The 19605-nt window shown below is 42.6% G+C and carries 21 protein-coding genes and 1 pseudogene; 17 read left to right on the plus strand and 5 right to left on the minus strand.

Annotated features, from left to right (window positions below):
* The first annotated feature begins 71 nt into the window (after positions 1–71).
* Positions 72–767: a DUF305 domain-containing protein gene (locus tag V7K15_RS04935; protein WP_334903526.1), complete on the plus strand. Its 696-nt coding sequence runs from the start codon at positions 72–74 to the stop codon at positions 765–767.
* A 167-nt stretch (positions 768–934) separates the two neighbouring features.
* Positions 935–1156 (plus strand): annotated as a pseudogene (locus V7K15_RS04940) (efflux RND transporter periplasmic adaptor subunit); the annotation flags it as partial.
* A 331-nt stretch (positions 1157–1487) separates the two neighbouring features.
* Here V7K15_RS04940 and V7K15_RS04945 read toward each other — a convergent pair.
* The 4 genes from V7K15_RS04945 to V7K15_RS04960 all read right to left on the minus strand — a co-directional run bounded on the left by V7K15_RS04945 (position 1488) and on the right by V7K15_RS04960 (position 3926).
* Positions 1488–1685, minus strand: a complete 198-nt coding sequence (locus tag V7K15_RS04945; protein WP_334903528.1) for a DUF3854 domain-containing protein — start codon at positions 1683–1685, stop codon at positions 1488–1490.
* Between the two features lie 97 nt (positions 1686–1782).
* Positions 1783–1941, minus strand: coding sequence for a hypothetical protein (locus V7K15_RS04950; RefSeq protein ID WP_334903530.1), 159 nt, complete (start codon positions 1939–1941; stop codon positions 1783–1785).
* Between the two features lie 162 nt (positions 1942–2103).
* Positions 2104–2745 (minus strand): response regulator transcription factor, encoded by a 642-nt coding sequence (locus V7K15_RS04955; protein WP_334903532.1) that lies wholly within the window; start codon positions 2743–2745, stop codon positions 2104–2106.
* 11 nt (positions 2746–2756) lie between these two features.
* Positions 2757–3926, minus strand: a complete 1170-nt coding sequence (locus V7K15_RS04960) for a sensor histidine kinase (RefSeq protein WP_334903533.1) — start codon at positions 3924–3926, stop codon at positions 2757–2759.
* Between the two features lie 701 nt (positions 3927–4627).
* Here V7K15_RS04960 and V7K15_RS04965 point away from each other — a divergent pair.
* From V7K15_RS04965 to V7K15_RS05000, 8 genes are read left to right on the plus strand one after another with little or no spacing between them, the layout of a single operon-like run.
* Positions 4628–6283 carry a phage tail sheath family protein gene (locus V7K15_RS04965; RefSeq protein WP_334903535.1) on the plus strand — a complete coding sequence of 552 codons (1656 nt, stop codon included), beginning with the start codon at positions 4628–4630 and terminating at the stop codon, positions 6281–6283.
* 10 nt (positions 6284–6293) lie between these two features.
* Positions 6294–6761, plus strand: coding sequence for a phage tail protein (locus tag V7K15_RS04970; protein WP_334903537.1), 468 nt, complete (start codon positions 6294–6296; stop codon positions 6759–6761).
* A gap of 57 nt (positions 6762–6818) precedes the next feature.
* Positions 6819–7556 carry a T4 family baseplate hub assembly chaperone gene (locus tag V7K15_RS04975; protein WP_334903539.1) on the plus strand — a complete coding sequence of 246 codons (738 nt, stop codon included), beginning with the start codon at positions 6819–6821 and terminating at the stop codon, positions 7554–7556.
* Positions 7556–10987, plus strand: coding sequence for a hypothetical protein (locus V7K15_RS04980; protein ID WP_334903540.1), 3432 nt, complete (start codon positions 7556–7558; stop codon positions 10985–10987). Before V7K15_RS04975 ends, V7K15_RS04980 begins: the two co-directional genes overlap by 1 nt.
* Entirely contained in the window at positions 10984–12231 is a 1248-nt protein-coding gene (locus V7K15_RS04985; RefSeq protein ID WP_334903542.1) for a DUF4255 domain-containing protein, read from the plus strand. The genes V7K15_RS04980 and V7K15_RS04985 overlap by 4 nt, the downstream gene beginning before the upstream one ends.
* Positions 12228–14321: an ATP-binding protein gene (locus tag V7K15_RS04990; protein WP_334903543.1), complete on the plus strand. Its 2094-nt coding sequence runs from the start codon at positions 12228–12230 to the stop codon at positions 14319–14321. The genes V7K15_RS04985 and V7K15_RS04990 overlap by 4 nt, the downstream gene beginning before the upstream one ends.
* Positions 14318–14575 carry a hypothetical protein gene (locus V7K15_RS04995; protein ID WP_334903545.1) on the plus strand — a complete coding sequence of 86 codons (258 nt, stop codon included), beginning with the start codon at positions 14318–14320 and terminating at the stop codon, positions 14573–14575. The genes V7K15_RS04990 and V7K15_RS04995 overlap by 4 nt, the downstream gene beginning before the upstream one ends.
* Positions 14572–16023, plus strand: coding sequence for an eCIS core domain-containing protein (locus V7K15_RS05000; protein WP_334903547.1), 1452 nt, complete (start codon positions 14572–14574; stop codon positions 16021–16023). The genes V7K15_RS04995 and V7K15_RS05000 overlap by 4 nt, the downstream gene beginning before the upstream one ends.
* A gap of 324 nt (positions 16024–16347) precedes the next feature.
* Here V7K15_RS05000 and V7K15_RS05005 read toward each other — a convergent pair whose 3' ends face one another.
* Entirely contained in the window at positions 16348–16491 is a 144-nt protein-coding gene (locus tag V7K15_RS05005; RefSeq protein WP_334903549.1) for a hypothetical protein, read from the minus strand.
* Between the two features lie 90 nt (positions 16492–16581).
* On the opposite strand from V7K15_RS05005, the gene V7K15_RS05010 reads away from it, so the two are divergent.
* From V7K15_RS05010 to V7K15_RS05040, 7 genes are all read left to right on the plus strand, one after another.
* Positions 16582–16794: a type II toxin-antitoxin system HicB family antitoxin gene (locus V7K15_RS05010; RefSeq protein ID WP_334903551.1), complete on the plus strand. Its 213-nt coding sequence runs from the start codon at positions 16582–16584 to the stop codon at positions 16792–16794.
* Complete coding sequence (locus tag V7K15_RS05015) at positions 16791–17030, plus strand: hypothetical protein (RefSeq protein ID WP_334903553.1); 240 nt, start codon at positions 16791–16793, stop codon at positions 17028–17030. Before V7K15_RS05010 ends, V7K15_RS05015 begins: the two co-directional genes overlap by 4 nt.
* Positions 17031–17226: 196 nt before the next feature.
* Positions 17227–17550 (plus strand): type II toxin-antitoxin system HigB family toxin, encoded by a 324-nt coding sequence (locus tag V7K15_RS05020; protein WP_334903554.1) that lies wholly within the window; start codon positions 17227–17229, stop codon positions 17548–17550.
* A complete protein-coding gene (locus V7K15_RS05025; RefSeq protein WP_334903556.1) occupies positions 17525–17911 on the plus strand; it encodes a helix-turn-helix domain-containing protein in 387 nt (128 codons plus the stop codon). The genes V7K15_RS05020 and V7K15_RS05025 overlap by 26 nt, the downstream gene beginning before the upstream one ends.
* Before the next feature lie 108 nt (positions 17912–18019).
* Complete coding sequence (locus tag V7K15_RS05030; RefSeq protein WP_334903558.1) at positions 18020–18445, plus strand: hypothetical protein; 426 nt, start codon at positions 18020–18022, stop codon at positions 18443–18445.
* 129 nt (positions 18446–18574) lie between these two features.
* Positions 18575–19231 carry a hypothetical protein gene (locus V7K15_RS05035; RefSeq protein WP_334903559.1) on the plus strand — a complete coding sequence of 219 codons (657 nt, stop codon included), beginning with the start codon at positions 18575–18577 and terminating at the stop codon, positions 19229–19231.
* A gap of 80 nt (positions 19232–19311) precedes the next feature.
* Complete coding sequence (locus tag V7K15_RS05040; RefSeq protein ID WP_334903561.1) at positions 19312–19596, plus strand: LysM domain-containing protein; 285 nt, start codon at positions 19312–19314, stop codon at positions 19594–19596.
* The last annotated feature ends 9 nt before the right edge of the window (positions 19597–19605 follow it).

Raw genomic sequence — 19605 nt, forward strand, 5'->3', positions numbered from 1 at the left:
CATCCTAATTTCATTTCTGGCTGCAAAGCTAAGAAGTAAATATAGAATTAGGAAACTGTTAGGTGATACTTATGCAACTGCTATTTTTGAGGAATGCCTTTTTGGCGTTAACCTTTAGTGCGATCGCCTCTGGCGGTGGATTAATCACAGCCTGTACCAATACTGCTTCCCAGAAGGAAAGCCAAGTTCCAAACGCAACTGCTACCAATGCTACCGACAAGCAACAGATGAACCAAGGTAGTGGCATGAATCACAGCATGGGAATGGATTTAGGCCCAGCCGATGCTAATTTTGATTTACGGTTTCTCGATGCGATGATACCTCACCATCAAGGGGCTGTAGAAATGGCTAAAGAAGCGCAGCAAAAATCAAAACGTCCTGAAATCAAAAAGCTAGCAGACACTATTATCAAATCGCAAAACCAAGAAATCACTCAGATGAAGCAGTGGCGACAAGCTTGGTATCCCAAGGCGGGAAATAAACCAATGGCTTATAACAGTCAAATGGGGCACATGATGGAGATGTCATCTGACCAAATGAAAACTATGATGATGAGTCAGAACTTAGGTGCAGCTAATGCTGAATTTGATCTGCGCTTTATCAATGCGATGATTCCTCACCATGAAGGGGCTGTAACAATGGCGCAAGATACCTTAAGTAAGTCTAAGCGCCCTGAAATTAAGCAATTAGCCCAAGAAATTATCAAAGCACAAAATACAGAGATTAAGCAAATGCAGCAGTGGCGAAAAGCCTGGTACAATCAATAATTCGTAATTCATAATACGGTTTTTGCGTAAATCGGCAAGTAAGCAATATACATTTGCGGTTGGGAATTTCAGCTAGATGTTTGGTTATTTCAGGAGCGATGTCTACGACGGGGATTGGTGTCAACTTAGAGCCAGGGCGAATAGAATTCGCGGCTATACAAACAAATATATCCAGTCCTGATCTGGTGGAACTGCGGGTTAACTCGCAGGAAAAACTTGCCCAAGGTCAGGCTGATTTACAGCAAGCGCAGGCGGACTTAAAGCTAGCTCAATAAAACCGCGTAGGCGTAGCTCGTCGTAGACATCGCTATCAACAAATAGCCGCAGCTGAAATCGCTCAAGCACAGAGCCAAGTGGCATTTTCTCAAGAAAAGTTTAACAAAGATCAGCTGTCTCAAAATACTAGTGTTCTTCTCTGTGCGAATCTTATATACTGGAAGTACTGCTATGAATGATTTTCAGGCTATCTTGCCCCTGGTGACAGCTTCGCTATATCTACGCCAAAATTGTTCATGTGAACCCATTGGTGACCATTTAAAACAGAATTACTTTTGTCAATTCGTAATTATCCTTGAACCTGATGGACAATAAGGTATTAAATTCACTTCCATACTGACTTATCAGCACAAAAACATCATGATGAGTTTAAATGCTAGCGATCGCCGAGCTAAAAATTATGTTTTTTATTCCAGATTTTGGCAATATTTTAAGTATGATTGCTTATTGACAAATGAACCGTAACTTTAAGTTGTCACGAATAATATTAACCTGTCTAGAGTCTGTTGCGAAATGTTTCAAGTCGGGAATGAGGGATGGTTTACCAATGGCAGTACCGTATTCATCTTGGGGTGTGCGGTATCCAGCGTTGACTAAGCGCGGGTAGCCCCAGTGTTGGGGAATTGATATTGTGGGTTGCATTGTGATTTATGATTTTTGAGGATGGTTTAGGGTGATCGCCCCGTTTTTTCATGTGGAGCGTAGGCGTAGCCCGTCGCAGACATCGCCGTTGTGAGAATTAGGCTGTTACTAATTGCCGTAACTGTCCCCATTCATCATTCGTCAGCATTTCAAACGGTCGATCTAGCAATTCTTCGCAGTCAGCCGGTTCAGTAGTGGGTAACGTGTCAACCATCGATAGCCACCACACAGCATCCAGAGCCGAGTCACAGGGCATTTGTTGAAAGCTATCGTCAGCTGAATTTTGAATTCGGAGCGTACTCCTACGGAGAAGCGAGCTACGCGCAACGTCTCGTTAGAGAAGCGACGTGACTCATCCGAACACGAGCATTTTTTGACTTTACCAACAGCATCGGTTTTTCATTTCAGTCCGTAATACTCAATTAATCCTAAAAACCGAATTAGCAATGATCGCTAACTGGGCGCGGTTCCTGCAATCGAGGCGACTTAGCAAATGCGTTACATGAGTTTTCACAGTGCCTTCAGTGACCACTAAATGCTCAGCGATTTCTCGATTTGTGGCTCCACTGGCAATCAACTGCAAGACCTGCTGCTCTCGCTTCGTCAGCATATCCAATTCTGGCGAAGCGGTTGGTTTAGCTATGCCCAAAGGATTTTTCACCAGTTTTTCTAACAGCCCTGGAGCCAATTGAGCATAGCCCTGGCACGATAGCCGAATTGCTTGCACTAACTCGTCTGCGGGCATATCTTTGAGCAGATAGCCTTTCGCACCTGCCCGGATCGACTCGACAATGTACTGGTCATCGTCAAACGTGCTGAGTACCAGCACTTTTACATTGGGAAATCGTTTGCAGATCGCTCGTGTGGCAGCTCTCCCATCCATCAATGGCATTCGTACATCCATTAGCACTAAATCAGGCTGGAGGGCTGCGACCTGCTCTATCGCCATCTCGCCATTACTGGCAATCCCCACTACCTGCAAATCTGGTTGCAACTCTAGTATTATTTTCAGCCCTTGGCAAATCAGGCTTTGATCATCCACTAGTAACACACGAATCATAAATCAACTAGCTAGCTAGACGACACTTCTGTCACTATAGTGGAGAAAGGTACTTCCACCTCAATTCGACAGCCCTTTCCTAGTTCTGTCTCCAAGGTAAATGTACCCCCCAGTACAGCGATTCGCTCCTGCATCCCTTGCAGTCCAAATCTTGTGCCAATAGAGCTACCCCTATCAAACCCACGTCCATTATCTACCACAATCAGCCGCACAATTTCGGTCGTTATCTCAATTTCTACCTTTACTATTGTTGCCTGAGCGTACTTGGAAATATTGGTTAGCGCCTCCTGAACAATTCGGTATAATGCATTCACGATCGCAGTGGACACCGAAGCATTACCTATTCCTGCTGTTTGCCCTCTGATCTGCATTTGCGTTTCAATGCCAGTTCCCTGCCGAAAATCATCAACCACAGCCGCGATCGTCTCAGTCAAAGACTGCTCTGCTCGATTTTCTTCGCGCAATGCCTGCACCGATTTTCGCACTTCTTGCATGGCAGTCACGCCCAACCGTCGAGCCTGCTGCAAAAACGGTTCTGCCCGGTCTGGCTCTTGTTGCCAGAGCAACAAAGCCGTTTGTAGCTGCACATTTAACGCTGTCAGCGCATGTCCTAAAGAATCATGAATATCACGAGCAATCCGATTCCGCTCCTGGACAGTTGCTAACTCTTCTGACTGGAAGGTATGCTGCCGAAGTTGCTGATGCGCTCTCGCAAGATCCTCCTGGAACTGACGTTCAGACAAGAGTGTATTGACCAGCATTAGCACCAAGAACAGCCCCAACCCAAACATCAGTGTTTCTGCAACCAGATGCATCCAAAACTGCTCCTCTAATTGGGGCATAACCTTTGTCATATTCTGCACGTACATGGTTTGATGCTCCAAAAACAGCACGACCGATAGCCCGCCAATTACCCAACGTCCGATCGTACTAAACAAAAAGCAACTGCGAATAAACACAATCAGGTATAGTGTTGGTAAAATCTGAAGATATCCCAGCGTTGTTCCGTAAAAAATTAAGCCAATTTCAACAAATGTGTAGAGGATTTTGACAAGTAATTTGTCCGTTGGCAGCACCCACCCCATGAGGCAAAGCAACAGCAAAACGGAAATATGCTGGAGAGGCAACCGCCGCCCAGCGATCGCTTCTAATACGGCTAATAACCCGCAGCTTGCAAGCATGACCCACTCGGTATACACCAGGAAGGGGAATGGATAGGGCTGAAATTTGAAAAAAGATAGCATAAGATAGTCGCCACACAATAATTTTCTTCAAAAATACTATCAGTAGTGGCAAACCATCATGCCCTTATCGTTACATTCTGGGAAGGATATCAACGAAAGTCGTAGCCCAACTACGACTTTCGTTGACCCAAAATACAAGACGTTCTTCAGATGTTTTCAGCGAGGATGAATGGTATGGTACATGAAGCTATTAACTTGATTAAAGCAATTTAATACAGGTTCAGTAGACCGAAAAGTTTTCCAGAAGCCTTGCCAGTAGTTGATTTTTACTTAGGAACACCATCCTCAGAAATGAGCTTCTAATTTACCTTTAAAATACCTCTCTTCTGGATGAACTTAAAAGCGATCGCTTGTGATCGTGATCCAAAATCCCAATAGCTCCGCCTGAAACCCTCATTATTTCGTCAAATTCCACAACTTTTCGATCTACTGAGGTTTATTTAAACATTAAATAACAAGCTTAAAATGCAGCTTGCCAAACAGTGTTAATAAGCAGCTATTAATGCGAATATTTATGAATTTATTAATCATAAGATTTTCTTATTGAGGTTCAATTTGTAAACTATTCTTAATTTTTTATTTAAAAATTGACAAATAGTCAATTTTTAACTTCCAAATACTTAACTAGAGAATGAACAATGCCCATACAACCAACTTATCCAGGCGTTTACATAAAAGAAATTCCTAGTGGGGTACGCACGATTACAGGCGTATCTACCTCTATTAGTGCTTTTATTGGTCGTGCCTTACGAGGCCCTGTAAATGAGCCGATTACTATCAATAGTTATGGCGACTTTGAACGCATTTTTGGAGGATTGTGGCTCAATAGTACACTTGGCTATGCTATACGAGACTTTTATCTCAACGGTGGTAGCCAAGCAATCATCGTCCGACTAATTCACTCCGAGCCGAAGCCGGCAGAAGGTGAAGCTCCAGCACAACCTGAAGCCACAGCTAAGAAGGCACAACTAAATGTTCGTGGTCTCAACTTAGAAGCAGCAAATGAAGGCAGTTGGGGGAATGCTTTAAGAGTGCGGATTGATAAAGTAGAGACTAGTATAATAAGTGACGCGGATACAAGAAAATTATTCAACATTACAGTCCTGGATAATAATACAGGTCAACTGGAAATATTTCGCAATGTATCGGTGCTTCAGAATGATCTAAGACAAGTAGATAAAGTGTTGTTGAATGAGTCTAATTTAGTTCGATTTAGGGATGAACCTTTGCCAACAGACAGACCATCTCCTCATCCTCAACCAACATCAAATAAAAAATGGTGGGATGATAACGATAATGACGATAAGGATAAGGATGCAAGCACTAAAGCGGAAGGAAATAAAGAAAATAGCGGTGCAGATGGTGGTGATCTAGATGTAAACGACTTCACAGGGTCAAATAAGGAAGCAAATAAAGAGGGTCTTTATGCTTTAAACAAAGCCGACCTCTTTAATATCCTTTGTATTCCGCCTTATAAAGAAAATCACAATATAGATTATGACTCTTTAGTGGATTCAGCAGCAGAATTTTGCCAAACCCGACGAGCGTTTTTCATCATCGACCCGCCTATTGAGTGGACTGATAAGGATAAGGCCAAGGATGGTATTCAGAGCAAGAATGGTGTTCAGAGCATTGGTGAACCGACTAGTTATGCTGCTGTTTTCTATCCTAGAATCAAGCAGCCAAATCCTTTACTGAAAAATCAAATAGAAGAATTTGTTCCTTGTGGTGCGATCGCAGGTGTATTTGCTCGTACTGATGTTCAACGTGGTGTGTGGAAAGCTCCAGCAGGTACAGAAGCAACATTGACCGGTGTACCACAATTGAGTGTACCTCTAACAGATCCAGAAAATGGGGAATTGAATCCTCTGGGGATCAATTGTTTGCGAACTCTGCCAGCTTTTGGTCGTGTGATTTGGGGATCGCGGACGCGCAAGGGAGATGACCGTCTTACCGATGAATGGAAGTATATTCCAGTTCGGCGTTTCGCGCTTTTCTTGGAAGAAAGTCTTTATCGCGGTACGCAATGGGTTGTCTTTGAGCCAAACGATGAGCCGTTGTGGGCGCAAATTCGCTTGAATCTTGGGGCTTTTATGCATACTCTCTTCCTTCAAGGAGCTTTTCAAGGTACTAAGGCGGAAGATGCTTACTTTGTGAAGTGCGATAAAGAAACAACAATCCAAAATGATATTAACTTAGGAATTGTCAATATCATTGTTGGTTTTGCTCCTCTCAAACCTGCTGAATTTGTCATTCTCAAGATTCAGCAAATAGCCGGACAAATAGCAGTTTAAGGAGAAATATATGCCTTCTATTTCAGGTAAGCGTTTAGACATCTACAAAAACTTTAAATTTGTTGTGAAATTCGCTGGTAAAGACGTGGCTGGGGTAAGTAAAGTCAGTGGTCTTAAGCGAACCACTGAGGTCATAGAACACCGTACAGGTGGCGACCCTAGCACTGTCTATAAGTCTCCCGGACAAAGCAAGTACGATCCCATTACCTTAGAACGAGGTGTTAGCAAAGATCCTGATTTTGAACAATGGGCAAATAAAGTCTGGGCGCTTGGTGGTAGTCCAGAAGTGTCTCTGACAGAGTTCCGTAAAGATATCACTATTGAGGTTCGTGATGAAGCTGGTAAGAAAGCGACTTCATATAACGTTTTTGGTTGCTGGGTTTCGGAATATCAAGCTTTACCAGACCTTGATGCTAGTGCTAATGCTGTCGCTATCGAGTACATCAAGATAGAAAACGAAGGTTGGGAACGTGCTTGATGATTAACTAATCCAAGTTAATCATCATTTAATTGTTCAACCAGCAGGAAATTAACTATGCGATCGCTATCAGCCTCAGAACTGTTAAATATCTGGGAATGGGGACGTAATCAGCCATCTTGTTCTAGAGCAATCAAGCTACTAGCTAGTGCTTGTTCTGAAACCTCTACTGATATACTGACTCAACTCAGTATCGGTCAGCGTGATGCCATGCTGATGACATTGCGAGAGTGGACATTTGGTTCGCAACTGGTTAGTCAAGTGACCTGTCCAAGCTGTGGCGAAGTCTTGGAACTGAATTTTGATGTTGCAGATATGCGTGTAGCATCACTGTCACTTGAACCAGTAGAGAAATATTGTCTTGAGCTTGCTAATTATCAGGTGAGTTTTCGTCTACCAAACAGTTTAGATATGATAGCGATCGCTGATCACAAACAGCCAGAGATTGCCCAAGAGGTTTTATTAGAGCGATGTATTTTGGGAGCAGTTTGTAACAATGAATATCTACCGTTTCAGCAATTGCCATCTTATGTAATCAATGCAATTATTGCCCAGATGGCTCTGGTTGATCCGCAAGCAAATGTGCCAATCGATATCTCTTGTTCGGCTTGCAACCACCAATGGCAATCATTGTTTGACATCATGTCATTCTTCTGGACTGAGATTAACGCTTGGGCATTTCGAGTTTTGCGAGAGGTGCATACTTTGGCTGTTGCTTACGGTTGGCGTGAAGCTGATATTTTGGCGATGAGTCCCAGACGACGGCAATTGTATTTAGAGATGGTGGCGGGCTAATGAGCAATTATCTCTACCAGTTAATAGCTAAAAACTTTAACCTGATTAATACAATTCAACCTCTTGTGTTATCAGCATTTGAACCGTTACCAGAGTCTATTCCTAACTGGGAGCCATCGACTCTGACGACAGAAGAAACTGAGTTACCAAAATCAACTCCTAATTTGCCAGAGGAGCCTAACTTTAAATTATCTCTCGGTGGCTTTTTTCCAGAGTCAGTACTGAGTCAAAGCACTCCTGGTAATCTGCTGCTGACTCCAAACACAGACGAAGAAATAAACCCTACCCCACCAATTACTGATCCGACTCGATTATTACAGAAACAACTAACTGAAATTGATTCGGTTGTTTATTTTGGTCAATCTCCAGAGGTAGGAAGTGGTGAACAATTACCAACTCAACCTATTTCAGAATCAGAAATGATTTCACCCGCTATAAATCAAATAGCATCTCCTCCAAGCTCAGAGCCGTTTAAGCCTGCACCTGTATCACAAACAAAGCCTTCTTTATCGAGTCGTGTTGTTTCTGTACTGGCCACCGAATCAAATACTTCTCTATCAAACCCAATCGATGGGCAGAGTCAGCCGAAAACTAAATCTTTTCCTCAACAACTAATTGAAATTAATCGTCTAGCTTTATCTTTGCAATCACCTTTTAAGCCAGACTGGCAAATATATTTTCACGAAAATCAAACAGAAACAGTAGTATTTTCATTCGCTTCACAAGAGAACACCTTTTCGCAGCCAAGCTTAAATCCTACAATTTTCAGGACTGCGATCGCGAATAAAAACAATGCTCCTATGTCAAGGTTAACTGTTGAAAAATTGGGAGAGCTTACAACTCAATTATTAAATAACCAATCAATTGGAATTAATCAAGCAGTTTATCTTCATACCTCACCACAGATACTGCATCTCAAACAATCTCCCACTCAAGTGCAAGCAGAAAACAGCACTATTCTGCCAATCCTTAACATTCTACAACCTGACAATTCAAGTTATCTGGGAAACCTCTCTCTAAATCTCTCTCCTAAAAGGAGAGAGACTTTGAATTTTCTCCCTGATAGCGTCGGTACCGGAGTTAGGGATTTAGGTTTTTCATATCATGTGAAAAGTCAGGCTATTGATCAGGTTTTGCCCATTGGGGATCAAAAACCTTTAACATCTGTGCTAAGGATGGAAACTAGCACTTCTACCTTAAATCCTGTAATTCAACCACAGGAAAAACTTGTGAGTGAATTACTACAAAAGCAACCACTACAAATAACTGGGAATATTTCATCTCCTCAAGTGCCAAAGGTTGAAAGTTCAAAAATCTTCTCCAGTCAGATTTTAAAAGAACCAACAGCGATGCCTAGGACGGGCAATTCTTGGAGAGGCGATGCTAACGCCTACACACCTGCTGTTGATTCTGACAATTCAAGTTATCTAGAAAACCTCTCTCTAAATCTCTCTCCTAAAAGAAAAGAGACTTTGAATTTTCTCCCTGATAGCGTCGCTACGGGAGTTAGGGATTTAGGTTTTTCGGGAGGTTTTTCATATCATGTGAAAAGTCAGGCTATTGATCAGGTTTTGCCCATTGGGGATCAAAAGCCTTTAACATCTGTGCTAAGGGTGGAAACTAGCACTTCTACCTTAAATCCTGTAATTCAACCACAGGAAAAACTTGTGAGTGAATTACTACAAAAGCAACCACTACAAATAACTGGGAATATTTCATCTTCTCAAGTGCCAAAGGTTGAAAGTTCAGAAATATTCTCCAGTCAGATTTTAAAAGAACCGACAGCGATGTCTAGGACGGGCAATTCTTGTATAGGCGATGCTAACGCCTATACACCTGCTGTTGATTCTGACAATTCAAGTTATCTAGAAAACCTCTCTCTAAATCTCTCTCCTAAAAGGAAAGAGACTTTGAATTATCCCCCTGATAGCGTCGGTACCGGAGTTAGGGATTTAGGTTTTTCATATCATGTGAAAAGTCAGGCTATTGATCAGGTTTTGGCCATTGGGGATCAAAAGCCTTTAACATCTGTGCTAAGGATGGAAACTAGCACTTCTACCTTAAATCCTGTAATTAAACCACAGGAAAAACTTGTGAGTGAATTACTACAAAAGCAACCACTACAAATAACTGGGAATATTTCATCTTCTCAAGTGCCAAAGGTTGAAAGTTCAGAAATATTCTCCAGTCAGATTTTAAAAGAACCGACAGCGATGTCTAGGACGGGCAATTCTTGTATAGGCGATGCTAACGCCTATACACCTGCTGTTGATTCTGACAATTCAAGTTATCTAGAAAACCTCTCTCTAAATCTCTCTCCTAAAAGGAAAGAGACTTTGGATTTTCTCCCTGATAGCGTCGCTACGGGAGTTAGGGATTTAGGTTTTTCATATCATGTGAAAAGTCAGGCTATTGATCAGGTTTTGGCCATTGGGGATCAAAAGCGTTTAACATCTGTGCTAAGGATGGAAACTAGTACTTCTACCTTAAATCCTGTAATTCAACCACAGGTTGAACCTATAGCGATGTCTACGACGGGCTTTGCCAACGCACAGAGTCGAAATTTCCCTATTGAATCGAGTTCACACAAACAGACCTTAACACCTGCAATTGCAAGAGAAACAAGCTTTACACTACCACATTCTATTGCTGAACAACATTCTAAACTTGCCTCTGATGTGTCAGAAGTTCCGCAGAGGTTTGTCCACAAAAATGTTTCATCAATCCAGCCACGGCTAGCAGATGCATCTCCCAAACTATCTTCGCTTCAGACAAACAGTTATACAGCATTATTCGGAGATAATCTCTCATTATCTGTTACTTCACAACCAGTAACTCAGCTAACTGCCATTCATTCAGACATAATACCAACTCCTGCTTTACACCCTTCAACCGCAGGAACCGACAGACAACCGCAAATCAGCTTTTCTGACTCTCACTTGTCTGATTTCCGTGGAAATGAAACTTCTACTCAGGAAGTCGGCTCACAAAACCATAATAGGAATTATCACAAATATATTGATATCCAGAAAATTAATCCCAATGAAGGTATAGTTACTAACCCAGTTGAAAAATTAATATTGCCCCAGAACTCGTCCTCTAACTTCTCTATGTCTGCGGATAGAGGCAAAGAGGGGGTGCAGTCTTCGTACTTTAGGCAATTAGAGGAATCTGATCTAAAACCGCTTTCTGTGCCAATGAATGACGTAACTGTGAAAAGTTTGTCAGTTCTTGCAGCTAGTAGCAAAGAAGACCGAAAGCGAATTTCAGGGCATTTGGAAACACCACCTGTTATTCAAGTCTCAATTGGTCGGTTGGAAGTTCGCAATGCAGCCCCAGCTCCTCCTTTGCCTCGACCAAAAGCCCGTCCAGCACCATCTGTGATGAGTTTGAATGACTACTTGCGCCGACGTGCGGGAGGTAAGCGATGAGCAACGCCTTAGCTATAGCTGCTGTCACGATCACATTGCGTCACCTTTTACAGCAAAGGTTTGACGCTGAGAGTTCTGGCGGTATCACTGTGACGACACGACCATTGGATAAAGTAGGAGATAATACTGTTAGTAGTGGCGATCAAGTTAATCTGTTTCTCTACGATACCCAGATCAACGCGACTTGGCGGAATATGGATATTCCTTCTCAAGTAAAACCTGGTGAAACAGGACAGCAGCTTTTGCCGTTGAACCTTTACTATCTACTGAGTGCTTACGCGCAGAATGATGACTTTCCAGAACCTACGAGTCATCGGCTGTTAGGTGTGGCTATGAGTGTTTTTAATGACCATCCTATAATTACTTCTGCCGATATTAGAGCAGCCTTACCTACCACCGATCCCCCAGAGTACGACCTTGACCAACAGGAGGAACAGTTGCGAATTGTTTATCAACCGCTATCTGTGGAAGAGGCTTTTAATCTCTGGTCAACGTTTCAAGCTCCCTATCGGATTTCCGCAGCTTATGAGGTGTCAGTGGTGCTGATTGAGAGCAGGTTGCCTACAAAAACTCCGCTACCAATTATCAAACGTCAATCTGACGATCGCGGGCCAATTCTGCAATCAAATCTATTATCTCCCTTGCCCACACTAGTTTCTGTTCAATTACCTAACCAGCAAGCTAGCGCCAGATTGGGCGATATTATAATTATTAGTGGTTTTCACTTAGATGGTGAAAATGTAGTTATATATTTTACAAATATCCGTTTAGAAATTTCTCTGGAACTGCCACCAATAGCAGAAAGAACGGCAACAGATATTAGAGTCCAATTACCTGATGAGCCTGTAAACTGGGCGGCGGGTTTTTATACCGTGGTGGTTGGAGTAACGCAGACTGGCAAACCAAGTCGGACTACCAATGAATTATCTTTTGCCTTAGCACCAAAAATCTTAGATATTATACCACGACAGGCAACACCAGACGCTAATGGCGAGGTAACACTCACTCTGATTTTAAGCCCCCAAGTGCGACCAAGACAGCGCGTTGCGTTATTGTTCGGCGATCGCGAAATTTTGGCTCAACCCCATCCAACTCAAACAGACAGGCTGGAGTTTCGGATTGCAGATGTTACACCGGGTGAGTATTTTGTGCGATCGCGGATTGATGGAGTAGATAGCTTGCTGGTGGATCGCACAGTGACACCGCCTGTTTTCGACCAGAACCAGAAGGTGGTGATTTTATGAACAACCTCGATTCTTGGATGGCAAACAATGAAGAATATCTAGCGAATGCACTGGCTTGGTTGCGCTGGCGTTTGTATCAGTTTGCCCAGTTACCAGCTACTGAGATAGCTGAGGTAACAGAAAAGCCAATAACTGAGGGGATGAATCCACCCCCGGCGCTGATTCTGTTGAGCCAGAAGTTAGGTCTGTCTGATTTTGAACAAGAGATTTTGCTGTTATGCGTCGCAATGGAATTAGATCCAGGCATGGCGCGTCTTTGCGCCAAAGCACAGGATAATTGTCACCAGTCTTACCCTACTTTTGCCTTGGCTTTATCCTTATTCGAGCAACCTGCTTGGGGTGCGCTTTCTTGGGAACGACCTTTGCGTTACTGGCGATTAATTGAAATTCACCAGTCAGGAGTTCAACCGCTTACTAGTAGTGGTTTACGGGTAGATGAGCGAATATTAAATTATATCAAAGGATTAAATTCTCTAGACGATCGCCTAGTATCATTACTGATATCCTTGGAAACAGAAGAATGGGATGTAAAATTACCGCCATCCCAAAAAGCTGTTATCGAAACAATTATTCACCAACTGCGCCAAACGCACAGAGGACAACGTTTACCAATTATTCAGTTAGTTGGGGCAGATTCCCTCAGCAAGCAACTAATAGTCCAAGAAGTAGCAGCCCAACTAGATAAGTATGTCTATCGTTTGTCAGTGGAATTATTGCCCACCCAGGCGGGAGAATTAGAGACAATTGCTCGTTTGTGGCATCGGGAAAGCTTGCTATTGCCGCTTGCGCTGTATTTAGATGCCCAAGAGGTTGACGGTAAAGCGACTACAGAAGGACAAGCACTTCCCTTGCATCGGTTTCTTACCCGCAGTGGTGGTCTGCTTTTCCTTAGCACTCGTGAAGTTAGGCAGAATTTGGGTCTGCCGACAATTGTCGTAGATGTTGAAAAGCCAACACCCACGGAACAAAAAGCAACTTGGACTGAGGCATTGGAAGGAGTGGCAGATAGTAATCCGCAACTTCTGGCGAGTCAGTTTAACCTCAATTTAGTCACGATTGAGCAGATTGCCCAGCAAGTGGTGGCGGAAATGCTCTCGCCGGATGAAGACCTAACCCCCCCAGCCCCCGACGCGGGAAGGGGGGAGAATGGGAACCTTTGTCGGGAAGGAGAGGGGCTGGGGGAGAGGAAGAAAGAAGACTGTAGGGGAAAGGCTGTGAGAGACAGGTTGTGGTCAGCTTGTCTTGCTAGTACTCGTCCGCAGTTGGATAGTTTAGCTCAACGTCTCGACTTGAAAGCAACTTGGGATGATATCGTTCTTCCAGGAGAAGAGATAAACTTACTGCATCAAATTGCTGACCAAATCCGACAGCGCAGCATAGTTTATCAAGATTGGGGTTTTCATCACCGGATGAATCGGGGTATGGGGATCAGTACCTTGTTTGCCGGGGAAAGCGGCACAGGGAAGACGATGGCGGCGGAAGTGATAGCTAATGATTTGCAGCTAAATCTTTACCGAATTGACCTTTCATCTGTGGTCAACAAATATATAGGAGAAACGGAGAAAAACTTGCGGCGTTTGTTTGATGCGGCGGAAGACGGGGGGGCGATTCTATTTTTTGATGAAGCAGATGCTTTATTTGGCAGACGTTCTGAGGTGAAAGATAGCCATGACCGCTACGCCAATATTGAGGTGAATTATTTGTTGCAACGTTTGGAATCTTATCGCGGTTTGGCGATTTTGGCAACTAATCTCAAGAGTTCGTTAGATCATGCCTTTATGCGCCGCTTGCGCTTTATTGTGAATTTTCCTTTTCCGGGTGTGGCTGAACGTCAGGTGATGTGGCAAAAGGTGTTTCCAGTAGAGATGCCAAGACAGGATTTAGATTTTAACCGTTTGGCACGTTTGAATTTGACGGGGGGCAGTATTCATAATATTGCTTTGAATGCGGCGTTTCTGGCTGCTGGGGCTGGTACGTCGGTGACGATGCAGTTGGTGTTAACGGCGGCGCGGACTGAGTTTCGCAAGTTGGATAGACCGGTGAATGAGGCGGATTTTCAGGTTTTAGTAACTATAGGGGTAAGAGGATGAATATCAATATTGATATAGAGAAGCTGATTTTAGAAGGAGTGGCAATTTCTCCTCGTCAAGGACGGTTGTTGCAAGGGTTGGTTGAGGCTGAATTGGCGCGATTGTTGAGTGTTGAAGGTTTACCAGATAACTGGCAAGCTGGTGAGATAGTACCTCATGTGCCGAGTGGTGCTATTGAATTAGAGCTTGGAAATAACCCTACCCAAATGGGGCAACAAATTGCACAAGGAATATATCGAGGAATGAAACCATGATTAATAAAAGAATTGCCCAAACTAATCAGCAGCAAAAAAGTGAGACATCCCAGGCGAGTGGCATTTTACAGCGAACTGCTGTGCGATCGGTTTCGGATGCAGGGGTGCAATCAACAGATGATCTAGAAGGACTGGCTTTAAGTAATTCGGCTTTTTCCAAAGACTTTAGCCGAGTGCCTATCAGCACGACTCAACCACAGCCAATACAGGCGAAGTTGAGGATTGGGGCTGTGGGGGATAAATACGAACAGGAAGCGGATCGCGTGGCATCCCAGGTGGTACAACAGATAAATACACCATCTGCGGCACAGTCAACTCAACGAAAGTCGCTACAGCGTCAGGATGCAAAGGAAGAGGAAATCCAGACAAAACCGAGTATTTCTATTCTACAGAGGTCGCCCTTACCAACCCAGGTACAGCTAGAAGCCGTGCCGGAAGATGAGAAACTACAAGCTAAGTCAATTATACAGGGTCGAGATGCCAGAGGAGCCGGGGAAGTTTCAAAGGATGTCGAATCTGCCATCAATAGTGCCAGGGGAAGTGGACAGGCTTTAGATGCAGGTCTGCAACGGTCAATAGGGTGGGCGATGGGGGCGGATTTTAGTGGCGTGAAGGTACATACAGATTCTCAGGCAGACCAGTTAAATCAATCGATACAGGCGAAGGCGTTTACGACAGGGCAGGATGTGTTCTTTCGGCAGGGGGAATATAACCCTGGGAGTCGTGGCGGACAGGAGTTGATTGCCCATGAGTTGACTCATGTGGTGCAGCAGCACGGGGGGGCTGTGCAGCGAAAGATGAAAGCACAAAACGAACAAACCCAGGTTGATCACCTGGCGATTAGGCACAAAAATATCACACCCTCTGCGCCAACCCTGTTCAAAATGCAGACGCCTATGATCAGCCCTCAAGACAAAGCGAAAAGTAAGCTACACAACTTCGCTAGACCAATAACACTATATAATAATATACCCGAGAACATATCCGACGACGAGAAAGTAGACCAATTGCTTGCCAACTTCCGGGCACGGACAGATTTTCAATACACAGGTGAGCGCAAAGGAGGGTTTGGTGCGACCGGGGATTGCGGCACCCTAGTGAGTGAGTTCCTAATCATCGCCAAGGCGATTTTAAAGAAACCAGATGCTATAAAAGGCAAGGAAGAGACCAGGGAACCGTTCTTCATCAAGGATGGGGGAAATATCATCGGGGATTTAAGGACAGGAAATGTGGATGGCGGAAGACATTGGATCTTCGATGAACACGTATGGGTTATCTATAACGGTCAAGTGATCGACGTACTTTTTGGAAGGATGGGACAACGATGGATAAGAGGTACTAAAAAGGGAAAGGAGTATAAATTTGAGGGACGAAATTACTACAAATCCGAATTGCTAGGTCAAACAACGTGGTCTATGTGGGAGCATCCACTTTTGGAAGAAACATAATTATTTAGTGCCAGAAACCTCACTATATGGGTTGTCTAAAAAAGGCTATCTGCCAAAACCGGATGCTCCCGTCTATGTTGACAGACAATCCTGGAGGAGAGGAACAAAATCCCATAAATTAGTGTGATCGCCTGATATTGTAGTGCGATCGTCCCATCTTCCAAACTCTTGTAGGGAGACTATAAAAAGGTAATGCGAAGGAGGTTTGATAAGCGTGCGATCGCTCTTGTAGGGAACCCAAGTAATAGCTTAACGTACCGCCACTATCATAATTAACAGTTACGGCAATTGAAGAGTGCGATCACTACTGATATAGAGACTGTCTTAAAAGTCAAGCGAGCGCTCAGGTAGGAGGTTTGATAAGCGTGCGATCGCCTCATCTTTCAAGCTCTTGTAGGGACTGTATAAAAAGGTAATGCGATCGCTCATTTTGGATGGTTGAGCAAGTGCGATTTTCTCATCTGACAAGCTCTTGTAGGGACAGTGTTAAAAGGAATGCGATCACTCTGGTTTGGCGATATAATTATATTTAACTTAATCCTACATGGGTTGAATAGTATGAATCAAACAGTTGTTTTTGACGTTTCTCAAGAAGAAGATGGAGGGTTTGTTGCAGAATGTTTAACTGAGGACATTTTTACCGAAGGTGATAATTGGGAGCAGTTGAAAGCCAATGTTATTGAAGCTGTTAAAGGATACTATTTTGATCAACAAATTGTTCCCAATATTAAATTACATCTCGTTAAAACTGAACTTTTGATGATGTCATGAAAATACCCAGAAATCTTAAAGGTTCGCATTTAGCAGATGTTCTTTGTCGTTCATGGAATTATATGATTATTCATCAGCAAGGTAGCCACATTATTCTGGAAACTCAAATTCCTAAACATCAGAGAATTAGCATTCTGAATCATAATCCTTTGCGAGTAGGAACACTTAATAATATTTTACGAGCTATTTCCCTTCATAAACAGGTAAGTAAACAAGATATTTTGGATACTTTATAAGTGCGATGCCTGCGGTGTTCTCGTTGCCATCGCTGATCTTGTAAAGTCTGTTAGTGGAAGGGTAGACCAGGGGCGATCGCTACTAATTCATTACCGAGAGATGAATGATGAACAACGCTGGCAAATTACGGCGATAAATCAATAAATGTAACGCATCATCTATTGGTTTACCAATGAGCTATTATTAACCATTAATTTGATTATTAAAACCATGCGGCTAATTAGTCGGAGGAGTTTACGAGCATTTTGGGAAAAGCACTCAACAGCTAGAAATAGCTTATTATTATGGTATGAGAGAATCACTAAATCTGATCTTGAGAACTTTGCCCAATTGCGTCTACTATTTCCCTCGGCTGATTTAGTTGGCAACTTTACCGTTTTTAATATCAGTGGAAATAATTATCCCTTAATTACTTATATTGACTATGAAGCAAAAATCATTTTTATTCGTGCCATTTTAACCCACGCAGACTACGATAAGGAGAATTGGAAAAATGACAACTGGTTTAACAACCCCTAGCCCTTATTACCTTACTTTAATAACAGAATTTGCGCCTCGTCCTATTACAAATGACCCTGAATTAATGGCAACTCAACAAAGAATTAACTCGATTGTAGATAAAAATAATATTAATCAAGATGATCGAGACTATCTACAGGTATTAGGAATGTTAGTCTATGACTATGAAGAAAAAAATGAAAAATTTCCTGAATTAACCGATGGAGAATTATTACAAACATTAATGGAAGACTATCATCTAAAAATACCAGATTTTTTAGGAATTTTTGAGCAAGAACAAACAATTTTAGATATATTAAATGAAAAGCGTAAACTCAATTCTCAAGAAGCTTTTAAAGTACGATGCCTGGGTTGGGCGTAGCGATCGCCCTTGTAGCGATAGTCTTAAAAGGCAAGTAATGTCAGATAGCAAACTCGACAATATACCCTAACCAATCTCATTAATCTTTTATTTTCTCATCAAAAACTGATGTTAGACTTTATTCTTATTACTGGCGACCAAGCCATATTCATCCCCACCTTTGGAAAAGCAATAGTTGTAGTACGTCCTGGTATATTAACTGGTACTGGCAGAGCTACAGTTAACAAAAAGACTATTTGCATTGATGGTGACGAGAAAAAAGTCATTGTTCCTGGTTGTCCTTATACAAGTCCGCCCTTTGTCACTCCTGGTGTTGGAATACTTTCCATTCAATCGTTAGCCATTAATCAAAAAGCCAGAAGGGTTAAATCTAGGGGAAAAGCAGTATTGCTCAAAGGTAGTATGTTCAATGCAAAATTTCAGGTAATGGTTCCTGCTATTGAACCGTCAATACCGCCGATACCAGACCCAGTTCCCCTATATACTGGCACAGGAACCTTTATGACTACTAATTTTAGAGCAAAAGCAACTTAACAAACCTTAGTAGAAGTGAAATATTTTATACTTTTACTTAGAGTGCGATCGCCAATTTAAAAGTTTTTTTTGAGCTACGCAATTTCAGAAATTACTACCAAAAACTACAAATGATTTAGGAATAATTTTATGTCTACCTTTCCCGGTGCGCCACGCTTATTAAAAGGAACGATTGTCTTGCTTGATGCTGTTAGCTTTTTCCCCACGGGAATCATCGTACTGCAATACAATCCCGAAACACTCAAACGCACTTTACAGGTAAGAGGTGCGGGTTCTGAAGGAGGCGATCGCTTAGAAGCCTTGCGTCTGGTTGCACCACCGTTAGAGACAATTCAACTAGAGGCGGAAATTGATGCTACAGATCAACTGGAGTTTCCTGCAAGAAATCCGGTAACAGTCGCAAGTGGTATATACCCCCAATTAGCAGCCCTAGAAACTCTCATCTATCCTAAAAGCAGCCAAATCCAGAAAAACAATCAACTCGCCCGCAACGGTATTTTAGAAATCTTACCAATAGAGGCTGATCTAAGTGTATTTATCTGGGGCCTAACTCGTGTTATGCCAGTCCGCCTCTCTGAGTTGAGCATTACCGAAGAAGCATTTGATACAAGGCTAAATCCCATTCGTGCCAAAGTCAGTTTAGGTATGCAAGTATTAAGCACAAATGATTTGAGGTTTGACCATAAAGGCAGCAGTTTGTTTACAGTTTATCACAAGCAAAAAGAGCTTTTGACTAACGCGAATTTGGGTGTGACTGCCATAAAGGCAATTAGCTCTTTGTTATAAATTGGACTATTTACCATAAACTGCAACTTTCTCAATGTTAAGTTAAATAAAGTTCTATTTGTCACCTAAAAAAGAGTAAAATGATTTCTATAAGCAGTCGTTACCATGATGTAAAAATTGCTACTTTGCAAACAGCATCAGATCAAACTATCAGTTACCTAAGACGCAGATTTTTACCGTCATCACAAAAATTTGAAATTATTCAAGAACATCAAGTTAGCGAGGGCGATCGTCTAGATAATATAACAGCAAATTACCTTAATGACCCGGAAGTTTTCTGGCATTTATGCGATGCCAACAACGCTATGCACCCTGATGAATTGACTGCCCAAATTGGTCGGCGACTGCGTATTCCTCTCATCTAAAAAAGTTAA

Source organism: Nostoc sp., assembly GCF_036919815.1.
Lineage (GTDB): Bacteria > Cyanobacteriota > Cyanobacteriia > Cyanobacteriales > Nostocaceae > Nostoc.

Bases quoted from the DNA above. Each gene is read 5' to 3' on its own strand.
- V7K15_RS04975 (WP_334903539.1), top strand. From the start codon at position 6,819: ATGCGATCGCTATCAGCCTCAGAACTGTTAAATATCTGGGAATGGGGA.
- V7K15_RS04935 (WP_334903526.1), top strand. From the start codon at position 72: ATGCAACTGCTATTTTTGAGGAATGCCTTTTTGGCGTTAACCTTTAGT.
- V7K15_RS04995 (WP_334903545.1), top strand. From the start codon at position 14,318: ATGAATATCAATATTGATATAGAGAAGCTGATTTTAGAAGGAGTGGCA.
- V7K15_RS05000 (WP_334903547.1), top strand. From the start codon at position 14,572: ATGATTAATAAAAGAATTGCCCAAACTAATCAGCAGCAAAAAAGTGAG.
- V7K15_RS04965 (WP_334903535.1), top strand. From the start codon at position 4,628: ATGCCCATACAACCAACTTATCCAGGCGTTTACATAAAAGAAATTCCT.
- V7K15_RS05015 (WP_334903553.1), top strand. From the start codon at position 16,791: ATGAAAATACCCAGAAATCTTAAAGGTTCGCATTTAGCAGATGTTCTT.
- V7K15_RS05035 (WP_334903559.1), top strand. From the start codon at position 18,575: ATGTCTACCTTTCCCGGTGCGCCACGCTTATTAAAAGGAACGATTGTC.
- V7K15_RS05030 (WP_334903558.1), top strand. From the start codon at position 18,020: ATGTTAGACTTTATTCTTATTACTGGCGACCAAGCCATATTCATCCCC.
- V7K15_RS05040 (WP_334903561.1), top strand. From the start codon at position 19,312: ATGATTTCTATAAGCAGTCGTTACCATGATGTAAAAATTGCTACTTTG.
- V7K15_RS04970 (WP_334903537.1), top strand. From the start codon at position 6,294: ATGCCTTCTATTTCAGGTAAGCGTTTAGACATCTACAAAAACTTTAAA.
- V7K15_RS04960 (WP_334903533.1), bottom strand. From the start codon at position 3,926: ATGCTTGCAAGCTGCGGGTTATTAGCCGTATTAGAAGCGATCGCTGGG.
- V7K15_RS04955 (WP_334903532.1), bottom strand. From the start codon at position 2,745: ATGATTCGTGTGTTACTAGTGGATGATCAAAGCCTGATTTGCCAAGGG.
- V7K15_RS04990 (WP_334903543.1), top strand. From the start codon at position 12,228: ATGAACAACCTCGATTCTTGGATGGCAAACAATGAAGAATATCTAGCG.
- V7K15_RS04985 (WP_334903542.1), top strand. From the start codon at position 10,984: ATGAGCAACGCCTTAGCTATAGCTGCTGTCACGATCACATTGCGTCAC.
- V7K15_RS04945 (WP_334903528.1), bottom strand. From the start codon at position 1,685: ATGCAACCCACAATATCAATTCCCCAACACTGGGGCTACCCGCGCTTA.
- V7K15_RS04950 (WP_334903530.1), bottom strand. From the start codon at position 1,941: ATGCCCTGTGACTCGGCTCTGGATGCTGTGTGGTGGCTATCGATGGTT.
- V7K15_RS05010 (WP_334903551.1), top strand. From the start codon at position 16,582: ATGAATCAAACAGTTGTTTTTGACGTTTCTCAAGAAGAAGATGGAGGG.
- V7K15_RS05025 (WP_334903556.1), top strand. From the start codon at position 17,525: ATGACAACTGGTTTAACAACCCCTAGCCCTTATTACCTTACTTTAATA.
- V7K15_RS04980 (WP_334903540.1), top strand. From the start codon at position 7,556: ATGAGCAATTATCTCTACCAGTTAATAGCTAAAAACTTTAACCTGATT.